At 44.9% G+C, this 11836-nt stretch carries 14 protein-coding genes; 1 reads left to right on the forward strand and 13 read right to left on the reverse strand.

Translation table 11 applies throughout. The annotated features are described in order from the left end of the window. The first annotated feature begins 128 nt into the window (after nt 1-128). The gene (locus tag AB4484_RS19555; protein WP_172380351.1) at nt 129-1457 is read left to right on the forward strand and encodes an outer membrane protein transport protein; all 1329 of its coding nucleotides are present in this window, start codon (nt 129-131) and stop codon (nt 1455-1457) included. Nucleotides 1458-1552: 95 nt separating this feature from the next. Here the strand turns inward: AB4484_RS19555 and AB4484_RS19560 are convergent, their stop codons facing one another. The 13 genes from AB4484_RS19560 to AB4484_RS19620 all read right to left on the reverse strand — a co-directional run. After that, nucleotides 1553-2338, reverse strand: coding sequence for a VacJ family lipoprotein (locus AB4484_RS19560; protein WP_052879757.1), 786 nt, complete (start codon nt 2336-2338; stop codon nt 1553-1555). A 124-nt stretch (nt 2339-2462) separates the two neighbouring features. Next, nucleotides 2463-3683, reverse strand: a complete 1221-nt coding sequence (ccmI, locus tag AB4484_RS19565; RefSeq protein ID WP_050621064.1) for a c-type cytochrome biogenesis protein CcmI — start codon at nt 3681-3683, stop codon at nt 2463-2465. Then, nucleotides 3683-4174, reverse strand: coding sequence for a cytochrome c-type biogenesis protein (locus AB4484_RS19570; RefSeq protein ID WP_248383855.1), 492 nt, complete (start codon nt 4172-4174; stop codon nt 3683-3685). Before AB4484_RS19570 ends, ccmI begins: the two co-directional genes overlap by 1 nt. Continuing rightward, complete coding sequence (locus tag AB4484_RS19575) at nt 4171-4722, reverse strand: DsbE family thiol:disulfide interchange protein (RefSeq protein ID WP_017060653.1); 552 nt, start codon at nt 4720-4722, stop codon at nt 4171-4173. Before AB4484_RS19575 ends, AB4484_RS19570 begins: the two co-directional genes overlap by 4 nt. A 5-nt stretch (nt 4723-4727) precedes the next feature. Continuing rightward, nucleotides 4728-6698 (reverse strand): heme lyase CcmF/NrfE family subunit, encoded by a 1971-nt coding sequence (locus tag AB4484_RS19580; RefSeq protein WP_048607849.1) that lies wholly within the window; start codon nt 6696-6698, stop codon nt 4728-4730. After that, a complete protein-coding gene (ccmE, locus tag AB4484_RS19585) occupies nt 6695-7177 on the reverse strand; it encodes a cytochrome c maturation protein CcmE (protein ID WP_017064106.1) in 483 nt (160 codons plus the stop codon). The genes AB4484_RS19580 and ccmE overlap by 4 nt, the downstream gene beginning before the upstream one ends. After that, nucleotides 7174-7380, reverse strand: coding sequence for a heme exporter protein CcmD (gene ccmD / locus AB4484_RS19590; RefSeq protein WP_009848525.1), 207 nt, complete (start codon nt 7378-7380; stop codon nt 7174-7176). The genes ccmE and ccmD overlap by 4 nt, the downstream gene beginning before the upstream one ends. Nucleotides 7381-7394: 14 nt before the next feature. Beyond that, nucleotides 7395-8135 (reverse strand): heme ABC transporter permease, encoded by a 741-nt coding sequence (locus AB4484_RS19595; RefSeq protein WP_017064107.1) that lies wholly within the window; start codon nt 8133-8135, stop codon nt 7395-7397. A gap of 148 nt (nt 8136-8283) precedes the next feature. Beyond that, a complete protein-coding gene (gene ccmB, locus AB4484_RS19600) occupies nt 8284-8952 on the reverse strand; it encodes a heme exporter protein CcmB (protein WP_017060658.1) in 669 nt (222 codons plus the stop codon). 1 nt (nt 8953) lies between these two features. Beyond that, on the reverse strand, nt 8954-9571 hold the full coding sequence (gene ccmA / locus AB4484_RS19605) for a cytochrome c biogenesis heme-transporting ATPase CcmA (RefSeq protein WP_048607846.1): 618 nt from the start codon (nt 9569-9571) through the stop codon (nt 8954-8956). 278 nt (nt 9572-9849) lie between these two features. Then, nucleotides 9850-10362, reverse strand: coding sequence for a DUF2802 domain-containing protein (locus AB4484_RS19610; RefSeq protein WP_372079903.1), 513 nt, complete (start codon nt 10360-10362; stop codon nt 9850-9852). Beyond that, nucleotides 10362-10856 (reverse strand): chemotaxis protein CheW, encoded by a 495-nt coding sequence (locus tag AB4484_RS19615; RefSeq protein WP_009848530.1) that lies wholly within the window; start codon nt 10854-10856, stop codon nt 10362-10364. Before AB4484_RS19615 ends, AB4484_RS19610 begins: the two co-directional genes overlap by 1 nt. Before the next feature lie 70 nt (nt 10857-10926). Then, nucleotides 10927-11836: chemotaxis protein CheW (locus AB4484_RS19620; protein ID WP_372079905.1), on the reverse strand; the 910-nt coding region annotated here is incomplete at its 5' end.

Raw genomic sequence — 11836 nt, forward strand, 5'->3', positions numbered from 1 at the left:
CTCTAATAATTAAACACATTTACTCATTAAATCCCTAAAACACTGTTTTATTCGGATTTCATTTTTAAAGTAATGACTCTAAAAGTAGAATCACGCCACTAAATACTTATGATTCAGCGAACATAATAATGAAAATGAATAAGACTCTTCTATCTGCTGCAGTGGCAGTTGGACTACTTTCGACTTCTACCGTAACTCACGCGGCAGGCTTTCAACTAGCAGAATACTCAGCAACAGGCCTAGGCCGCGCATACGCGGGTGAAGCAGCAATGGCTGACGGTGCAGACGCACAATGGCGTAACCCTGCTATGCTGACTTACCTAGAAGGCACACAAGTTTCTGTTGGTGGTATCTACGTTAACCCTAACATTGATGTTAAAGGTGAAGTAAACCACGCCCACCCTGCGATAGGTACAAGCCAAGCATCTTCAAACGATTTCGCAGATGACGCTATTATCCCGAACCTTTACATTTCTCACCGTTACAACGAGAAGTTTGCTATCGGTTTTGCATTTGGCACAAACTACGGCATGGAAACCAACCTAGGTGATGATTTCAATGCTTCTCACTTCGGCAATGAAGCAAGCGTAATCACTAAAGAAGCTAACCTAAACTTTGCTTATCAAGTAGTTGAGCAAGTAAGTGTTGGTGGTGGTATTCGCTATGTGATGGGTGAAGGTAGCTTTGGCGCGACAGCTCCTGCAAAGAATGCTGTTGGAGTAAATCCAAGTACTGGCGCACCAATCTCTGTCCCTGCAGGAACAACACTGAAATACATGGAAGGTGATGATACAGCATGGGGTTGGCAAGTAGGTACAGCATGGCAGATCAACGAGAACAACCGTATCGGTTTTGCCTATAAATCTGAGGTTGAACTCAAATTAGAAGGTCATGCTGAAGGTATGGGCTTTGGCATGATGACACCCGGTCAACGTGACAATGGCCATATGATGTTAGCACTTCCTGCAACAGCTGAACTTGCAAGCTTCCACCAGTTAACGGAAACATTGGCAGTTCATGCAAGCTTTAACTGGACTGACTGGAGTTCTTTCGAAAAACTACAAGCAGAATTAAACACATACGGCAGCCAAACAGTTAAAGTGGAAAATTGGGAAGATAACTACCGCCTTGCTTTAGGTGCAACTTACCAAGTTGACCCAAAACTGGCTCTACGTACTGGTGTGGCTTACGATACTTCGGCTGTTAGTAACAAAAACCGTACTATTACAATCCCAGAAACTGACCGCACTTGGTTAAGCATTGGTGCGGGTTACCAATGGTCTGAACAACTTTCATTAGACGCGGGCTTTACTTACATCATTGCTAAAGATGCTCCAATCACTGAGTCACGTGGTTATAAATCTGACGATGTTGCGGAAGCTGTTGGTGGCCAATTTGTTGGTACAACAACAGGTAATGTTTGGCTAGTGGGTATCCAAGCTAACTACCGCTTCTAATCTGTTTGACTTAATATAAAGTAACAAACATTAAAAAGGCTCGATGTTGTTATCAACATCGAGCCTTTCTTTTATCGATAGTTTAAATCTTGTTTCTAGTAATCTTCTAGATAACCATCGATGAAATCTTCCTCTTCAAGGTCGACCTCTTCAGGTTCAATTTCGGCTTTGAAATCACGACGTTGAATGTAAACATCACGCGTTAATGCATATGGATCAGGAGAGTTATCCAACAGCGCTTCTTGTGATACTAACTGAGCACGTGTTTCCATGCCTTCAAATGCCCACTTGCCTAAGCTAGCCCAGAAATTCAAGAACGACAGAGGCACATACAAGCCATCGACGGTTTCAGTCACTTCGCGCGTTGTCAGTGGACCATAACCCGGCACCATGAAGTACGGACCATTCCCTACCCCGTAATGACCAATCGCATCAGAGAACGACTTATCATCGTACTTGGTAATCCCAGCTTCGCTAGCAATATCGATTAAGCCTAACAAACCAATCGTTGAGTTAATCCAAAAACGATTGAAATGGTCGAGTGCTTTTTCACCGTTGCCCATAATAAGGTTATTCACCATGCTTGATGGTTCGTCTAAGTTGGCTAGAAAATTGGAGATACCAGAACGTACTGGCACTGGGGTGTAGTCAACATAAGCGAGGGAAACAGGACGAACTAAATAAGGATCTAGATATTCGTAGTTGATATCCCACATCGCGCGGTTGAAGCCTTCAAAAGGATCATTCGGGTGGGACTCTTCGACGTATTCAGAGGTTTCGAGGTTATCATCGTTAACACTTTCGTCCGGTGCACTTGAACACCCAACCGTTAAGCTTGCGATAAAAAGTAAACTCGAGAGTCTTAAAACACTGACAGACATATCACCTTTTCCATAAGGAATTCAAATAATAAAAAAGGCCAGCAATCGCTGGCCTCAATTGTTTGGCTAAGTCTATACCGTTTATCTGCAAATCGGAATAGCTAACACCTATGCAAAGTGATGATTAATATTGCTTATTGATATCAATGGTAACTGGAGCACCCAGTTCAACCACTTCACTTTCACCGTACCAATCACCTTCGCGAGTGGAAACGTTACCGTCTGTATCAAGCCTAGCTCTAACCATCAGAGTTTCAAGGCTAGACAGCTCTTGCCCTTCCAGCATGCTGTTGCCATCATCTAGCACAACAGTACGAGGGAAAGTCCCTAGTGGGTAACGAGCGGCTGCGATAGGCATTGGAGAACCATCAGCTCTGTGCACTGACACAATTAACACTGAGTTAGGGTCAGCGTTAACGTCAGCAGATAGATCGAGCGTTACAGCAACAGTCTTACCTTGGTCGACACCCATAGTGTCACCCATTTTCTTCTGAGCACTTTCAATACTGCGCGAAAGCATTTCATAGCGACTGTCTTGTGGACCAATCATCTGTTGCATGATGCTCCAGTACTTCACAGCACCTGGATAGTCTTGACGCTCAAATGCATCGAACGCTAGCAGTGAGAACACACGAAGGTCGACGTAATCATTTTGAATCAAACGGCTCAAAATCAAACGAGCTTGGTTTTGATCAGCTTCATCAGGTGAAAGCATCAGAGCTTGTGCGAAACCTAACTGAACATCTTCATTCTTAGGTTCAAGCTTGTAAGCTCGTTCCATAGAGTCTTTTGCTGTTTCAGCATCACGGTTAGCCAGTGCAATACGACCGAGTAGTAACCAACCTGTTGAATCTTTTGGTTGGTAATGCAGACGAGTACGAAGCGCCAGAGTCAAATCTTCCAGCTCATCATCCGTTAGTGCACCACCTTCCGATGACATTAGCTTTTTAGACAATTCAGGAAGATTCGAGCTCACTTCTTGCCAGTGTTGAACTTTGTCCAATGCACCGAACTTAAAGTACATACCATAAGTCACAACGACGACAAGAATGATCGACGGTACAACCACACCAAGCGTAGAGATTTGAGTCTTCTTCATCTCTTCTTGTGCAGGAACATCATCAAGCAGAGACTGTTTCAAATCAGCGATCAGTTCTTGTTGGTTATCAACAAGACCTTCCTCTGCTTCTACTTCTAACTCGACAAGACGGTCTTTATAGAATGCTTTGTTCAACTCGTCGCGAAGCATTTCATCATTGTTTGCCTTCTTATTAATGAAAGGCAGAACAATTAAGAAAATTGCCGCTAGCGAAAGGATAATGGTAGAAATCCAAAATAGAGTCATTACTTCTTATCTCCGTCGTTCTCTTCATCGAGTAACGCTTTTAAGCGAGCTTCTTTGTCTGCATCCCAGTCTTTATCTGACTCTACTGCTGCTTTTGATTTTGACTTTCTGCTTCGTAAAATAATCAAACCAAATCCAAACACAACAACCGCAAACGGTCCAATCCAAAGGATCGATGTTGCTAGTGTCAGTGGTGGATTGTAAGTCACAAAGTTACCGTAGCGAGCAATCATGTAATCAATGATATCTTGCTTCGACTTGCCGTCTTTTGTCATCTCGTACACTTTTTGGCGTAAGTCGACCGCTAGCTCAGCGTTCGAATCACCAATCGTGTTGTTCTGACATTTAGGGCAACGTAGTGTATTGCTTAGCTCTTTGAACTGCTGCTCTTGATCTACGGTATCAAATTCATGAAATTCGATAGGTGCAGCAGAAACCGCCGCTGAAATTGCGAACGTAGCGAATAGAGTAATCAGTGCCTTTCTAATCATTTCGATTCCTCCAACAACTCTTGATACATCGGCTCAAGCGTCGATGCCCAGTTGGTTGGGTTCACGTCACCAACATGGCGGTAGCGAACTACGCCGTTAGCATCGATTAGGAAAGTTTCAGGCGCGCCATACACGCCAAGGTCAAGACCTAGCATGCCATTACCATCAAACAGGCTAATTAGGTACGGGTTACCCAACTCTTTTAACCAACCAACCGCTTTGTTGCGATCATCTTTGTAGTTAAGACCAATGATCTTAACGCCTTGATCCGCAAGCTTGTTCAGGTAAGAGTGCTCTGCATAACAAGTAGGACACCAAGTCGCCCACACGTTAAGAAGCAATGGCTCACCTTTAAAGATTGCTTGGTCATGAAACTTACCTGGTTGTTCTAAGTCTTCTAGACCGAACTCAGGAACAGGCTTACCAATCAATACAGATTCAAGCTTAGTCGGGTCATCGCCCGACTGGTTGCGCATTAATTGCGTTGCAAAGATTCCAGCTAGAACCATGAACGCAATCAATGGAATGAATAAAATCTTCTTGTTCATTCGAATTAAGCCTCCTGCTCTTCAGCCGACTTTTTTGTTGGCTTACGGAAACGATAACGACGGTCACTGATTGCAATAGCACCACCAATCGACATGATCAAAGAACCAGCCCAGATCCAACGTACAAATGGTTTGTAGTAGATACGTACAGCCCAAGATTTGTTGTCGTCTAAACGTTCACCCATTGCAATGTAAAGGTCGCGCGTTACGCCACGGTCAATCGCTGCTTCTGTCATCATAGACTTAGCTGTGGTGTAGAAACGTTTTTCAGCGTGAAGCGTGTTGATGTATTTGCCTTCTTTAGTAATTTCAAAGTCAGCAATGTAACCATCGTAGTTAGGACCATCTTTATCACGAACCCCTGTAAACAGGAAGCTGTACTCTTCAAGCTGGTAGCTTTCACCTGGCGCTAAACGCACATCACGTTCGATGCTGTAGTTTTGCACCATCGCGATACCAATCACTGTCACGGCTAAACCAATGTGACCACACATCATTGCCCAGTGGCTACGAGGTAGCTTAGTTAGACCTTTCAGGAATGTATGACGGTGAGTCGCACGCTCATGCAGCTCAAAACCGTGCATGAAGATGATCCAGAACGCCATTACCCAACCAGCAAAAGCAGTACCACTGAAGCGGTCAGCCAGTAGAGCAACCATTAGCGCACTCAAGCCAAGTGAGAATGCACCTGAAATCAGCATTGGTTTAATAAGCTTAGACAGGTTGTCACGTTTCCAACGGATCAGAGGACCGATACCAAGCAGGAACGAGAACGGGATCATTAACCAAAAGAACAGCATATCAAAGAATGGTGCACCGATAGATACCGAGCCCAAACCTAACTGTTTGTGAACTAATGGCAGTAGCGTACCGACTAACACAACGACAAGCGCTGCAATCAATAAGATGTTGTTACCAAGCAGTGCGTTTTCACGAGAAACCAGATCGAAGTTACCGCGAACACGAACCGATGCGCCTTTAACTGCGAATAACAGCAGTGAACCACCGATAACAAAGACTAGGAAACCTAGAATAAACATACCACGAGCAGGATCCGACGCGAATGCGTGAACCGATACCAAGATGCCCGAACGAACTAAGAATGTACCTAGTAAGCTTAGCGAGAATGCCGAGATAGCCAGCAATACTGTCCAAGCTTTAAATGTGCCACGCTTTTCGGTTACCGCTAGTGAGTGCATCAGTGCAGTACCAGCCAACCAAGGCATGAATGAAGCGTTTTCTACTGGATCCCAGAACCACCAGCCACCCCAGCCTAGTTCGTAGTAAGCCCACCATGAACCTAGTGCGATACCTACTGTTAGGAATAACCAAGCTGCGATTGTCCAAGGACGCGACCAACGAGCCCATGCCGTATCAAGACGGCCACTCATTAGAGAGGCGATTGCGAAAGAGAACGCAACAGAGAAACCTACATAACCCATGTAAAGCATTGGCGGGTGAATAATCAAACCCGGATCTTGCAGCAGTGGGTTCAAGTCTCGGCCATCTACAGGGAAGAAAGGCAATGTACGTAGGAACGGGTTAGACGTTACGATAATGAACAGCAAGAAGCCGACCGTAATCAAACCCATGATAGCCAGTACGCGAGCCACAGACTCTTGAGGCATACCACGGCTAAACGTCGCTACAGCAACCGTCCAACCCGCTTGGATAAGAACCCAAAGCAGTAATGAACCTTCGTGAGCACCCCAAACCGCCGTAATTCGGTAGTACCAAGGCAGTTGGCTATTCGAGTTACTTGCTACGTATTGAATCGTAAAATCATTTGTGTAGAACGCGTAACACAAGATAAAGAACGAAATCGCTAAGAATCCGAACATACCCCACGACAACGGTCGTGCGCTGTTCATCAATAATGTGTTATTTCGAGCGGCTCCATACAATGGGAGCACGCTTAGCAGCAATGCAAGTCCCAAGGACAGGATCATCGCAAAATGGCCGATCTCGGCTATCATTGAGCATTTCCTTCTTTTTGTTCAGTCGTGTATTGCAAAGGCTCATGGGTTTTCTTCATTGCTTCCGCAACTTCAGAAGGCATGTACTCTTCATCGTGCTTTGCCAACACCTCAAACGCTTCGATTGTCGTTGCATTTTTAAGAACACCCTGAGCAACAATACCTTGGCCTTCACGGAAAAGATCAGGAAGGATGCCATCGTATAGAATTGTTACTTTAGGGCCTACATCTTGCAAATCAAAGCTAACACGTAGTGATTCATTGTCACGGCTTACAGAGCCGACTACGACCATGCCACCAATACGTAGGCGTTGACCAACTTCAGGTTTCTTACCATCTTTGCCGTTGACCAGCTCAGTTGGTGTGTAGAACAGATCCATGTTCTGGTTAAGTGCGTAAACCATCAATCCAACAGTCGCACTGATACCAAAAAAGATCGCTAAGACAATGCCCAGCCTCTTTTTACGTCTTGGGTTCATAGAGTGTTCTCCATATTTTTTGCTGCATCGATACGAGCTTGACGATCAATCTTAGCTTGTACTTCATTTAGTAATTGCTTACCACGACGAACGCTTACGACCAGTAAAATGATCATCGCGAGGAATGTGATTCCAAATGCACTCCAAACATACGAGGCATAACCTCCCATGGCAAAGAAATCACTCAAAGATTCAAAATACATAATTACCTACCCTACTACGCTTTTTCAGCCGCAAGCTTGCGAACCCATGGACGGTGACTTTCTTTACTGATGATTTCGTTACGGAAACGAACCATAGTCACAGCACCAAAGAAAAAGGCGAAGCCGAAGATGTTAAGAAGAAGCGGCCATAACATGTCACTTGAAATAGAAGGCTTGTCGAACTTAGTGATCGTCGCGCCTTGGTGAAGTGTGTTCCACCACTCTACTGAAAAGTGAATGATAGGTAGGTTGATGACACCAACGATAGCCAAAATGCCTGCCGCTTTCGCTGCTGTTTTTTGGTCGTCAAAAGCGTGGTGTAGTGCGATCACACCCAAGTATAGGAATAGAAGAATCAGCTCTGAGGTTAAACGCGCATCCCAAACCCACCAAGCGCCCCACATTGGTTTACCCCAAACTGCGCCAGTTAGTAACGCAATGAAGGTAAACACAGCGCCAATCGGTGCCATCGCCAGTGCGGCCATGTCTGATAGCCTTACCTGCCATACCAAACCGATAAAGGCAGCAATCGCCATCGACATGTAAACGCCCATCGACCAGATTGCAGACGGAACATGGATGTAGATGATACGGAAGCTATCGCCTTGTTGGTAATCAGAAGGCGCAAATGCAAGCCCCCACACGGTACCGACGGATAGACACAATAGCGCTAGGATCGAAAACCATGGCAAAAGTTTACCAGCAAGCTGATAAGAGGTTTCTGCTTTGGCATAGGGATGGAGCCATTTCCACATGTTGTAATCTCACTCTTACTTCATATTGCTTACAGCTATTAAAGCTATAATTATAATAATTTTATTTGTCTTGCTTTCAGTTTTACTGACTCTATGAGTCCAATCGACACATTTGGTTCACATTGGCTATACGATAACGGAACCCCAATCAGTTCACACTCACTCTAAGTGCGGCACTGATCGCAAAAGGCGTCATAGTCATCGCACCCATTAACATTGCCCCAAGCACCGCCAATTGGCCGTTGTATGCAACGCCCAAAGCCGCAGCGTCAATCGCTGACGTCGCGAAGATTAAAATAGGGATGTAAAGCGGCAAGATTAACAGGCTTAACAGGACTCCGCCCTTCTGTAACCCAACGGTTAACGCAACACCAATCGCACCAATAAAACTCAATGCGGGTGTTCCTACCAGCAAGGTCAACACAACTGAGAGCCATGTATCAAAATCTAAAGACAACAAAACAGCCAATAATGGGCTGATTAAAATCAATGGTAACCCGGTCAACAACCAGTGTGCTATGACCTTGGACAATACTACCAACTGCAACGGGATGGGCATCAGCATCATCTGCTCAAGGGCGCCATCTTGAAAATCGTCGCGGAAAAGACGCTCTAAAGAGAGCAATGCAGATAGCAAAGCGGCCACCCAAACTATACCCGCAGCAATACGCGCAAGTAGGTTTGGCTCGGGGCCGATACTCAAAGGGAATAGAGTGATAACAATGATGAAGAACCACAAAGGGTTAAAGATATCTGCTTGACGTCGAAATGCGATAAGCAGTTCGCGTCGGATAATCGTGGTCATTGAAGAGATCATATTACTCACCCAACTTTATTTTTCTTAGTTTCGGGCTATCAGCAAACATATCTTGGTGTGTGGTTAATAACACAATGCCACCGTTGTCTGCATGCTGAGAAAAAAGAGATTCGAGAACTTTCACGCCCTGCTTATCAATCGCAGTCAGCGGCTCATCGAGAATCCACAACATTTGCTTGCTCAACCAAAGGCGAGCCAACGCAACTCGGCGCTGTTGGCCTGCTGAAAGTTGCCCCGCAGGTACGTCTTCTCTGCCCGCAAGCCCAACTTGAGCCAGCGCGTGGTAAAGCTCTTCTTTGCTAGTACCGCCACTGTGAATCGACTGATAAAAGCTCAGGTTCTCATAAGCACTAAGCTCGCGCTTTACACCTGTTTGGTGACCAAGAAAAAGTAAATTTTGATGATACACATCTCGACTCGATTCAATAGACTCACCGTCCCAGGAGATAGTACCGTCATCGCGATCGCCTAAGCCAGTAATAATCCTAAGGAGTGTCGTTTTCCCAGTACCGTTACGACCTTCAACCTGAACCAGTTCACCTGGTTTCAATTGAAAAGACAACGATTCAAACAGAACCCTGTCGTCACGAATAGCAGTTAAATTTGAGACTTCTAGCATAGGTAAATTTAGTCGAGTAATGAGAGCGCTATAGTAGCACACCAACATGGTGACAAAACAGGACTAGGCGTTTTCGATAGAACAAAGTCGGTAAGAAACTGTTACCACCGCATCACAATTTACACATTTTCATCAACAAACAAGATATTGTCGTAGATACAAGCACTTATAAACATCGTTCTATATAGATCGGACAGGCATAAAAAAAGAAGCCGAAGCTTCTTTTAAGAGGAATACGTAATAAACATCAATTGTTCAATACGAATTAAGCGCTCAATTTAACGACGTCGAGGCGGGTCTCTGCGATCGCGAGAGGCATCGGGTTGATCATCGTACGATGAAGGGTTACTTCTCAACGAAGGGATTTTTTCCTTACCCGCGAGCTTATTCTGTAGAGACATCATTAGCTCAGCTTCCGCTTTAGGTAATTCACACTCTTCGATCAGTTCGTTTATCCCGGCACCAAGCTGAACCATTTTTGTTGCACGTGTGTACAAGCGTCCATCGGTGTCAGCATGTTCCAACTCAACAATGCGTTCATTCAAGTGCTTGATCAGATCTTGCTGTTCCGTCACTTTCTGGCCAAGGCCAACCACAACAGAGCGAACCTCAAGCAATTGCTTACTCGATTTTTGAAGCTCTTTGTCCAAGTTGCGAACTTGCAGGCGTGACTGATCGAGCTGCTTTTGAATCGCACGTTTTACTTTGCTAATCAAAATCACGATGAATAACGTAAAAAACCCAACGCCTGATATCAGGGCAACAGGGCTTAAAGGAAGCGCTTCAAACATTACAGGTGAGCCATCTCATCCCATTCGTCTTCGCTTAGTAGTTTGTTTAGATCTACTAAGATAAGCAGCTTGCCATCTCGGTTACTTACACCTTGGATGAACTTAGCACTTTCATCAGTACCAACACTTGGCGTTGTGTCGATTTCAGAAGAACGCAGGTAAACCACTTCAGCAACGCTATCTACTAGAATGCCAATTACTTGACGTTCAGATTCAATAACGATGATACGAGTGTTGTCTGTGATTTCACCTTGCATCAAACCAAAGCGAGAACGAGTGTCGATAACAGTAACAACGTTACCACGTAGGTTAATAATACCTAGAACGTAATCTGGAGCACCCGGTACTGGAGCAATTTCGCTGTAACGCAGTACTTCACGTACTTGCATTACGTTGATGCCGTAAGTTTCTTCTTCTAGCTGGAAAGTCACCCATTGAAGTACTTCATCATTCGTTTGATCTTTTCTTACTTCAACTTCACTCATATGAGACATAGATAATCCTCTTGCCGTCGTTACCGACCACTATTATTAACTTGATGCTTTTGTTGTACCAATCGTAGTACTAGCTCAATGCTTTTACATCTAGCCCTGCGTTTAGCATGGCGATTAATGCTTCGACATGGATCAAAGCACACATTTTTTCTTTTACCATCCCAGCGAGCCAAGGGCGTTTTCCCGCCGTTTCTCGCCAGCGTACTTTATCTGTATTCAGCAACTCGGTGCCTTTGAGCTCAGTGCCCGCAAGGCCCCACAAGCTTTCTCCAAGCATCACTATATATTGATAGTTTTCTTTGTATTCGTCACCTGATAGTTTCTCAGACATCACCCATTTTGCGGTATCGACCACATCTAGCTGACTATCACGGTTGGTTTGTAACCCCAAATACCAAGTCGGTTTACCAATAATGTGATTGACCTCTTCTAGGCGATGGATACCACCGAGTTCATCAAGCGGCACCGCAAAGGTCACACCGTTCACATCGAAATACAGTACTTGAAAATCTTCTGTGCGAACCGTACTTTCCCAAGAGGTAAACTGGTCAGCACCTCCGGCTTGAGTTTCGGGTTCAATAACTGTTTCGGGCTCAGGAACATCAACTTCAGGCTCAACAGCCTTAACTTCTACTTGTTCCGTCGCTAACTCTTCAATTTGCTGCAATTCAACAGGTGGCTCTACAACAATTGATAAATCGGGTTCTGGAAGATTCCAATCCTGAATCTCTGGCTCTTCGAACACTTGAACAGACTCAACCGCAGCATCAAACATTTGCATGTCAGCTTGCTGGGCGATTTTCTGGGTGTTCTGATCCATCAACTCATCAAGGTTCAGTTCATCAACAACATTGGTCGCCTCTAAACGACTCAGTAGTTTCTGAACATCCTCAAGGTTAGGAACCTCAAACTCAGCCGCGCGTATTTCTGCATAGCTTGAGTGGTGACTCGAAAATTGGCGCTCTGGCTCTGGCTCTGGC

This window comes from Vibrio sp. 10N.261.46.A3 (assembly GCF_041472995.1).
GTDB lineage: Bacteria > Pseudomonadota > Gammaproteobacteria > Enterobacterales > Vibrionaceae > Vibrio > Vibrio coralliirubri.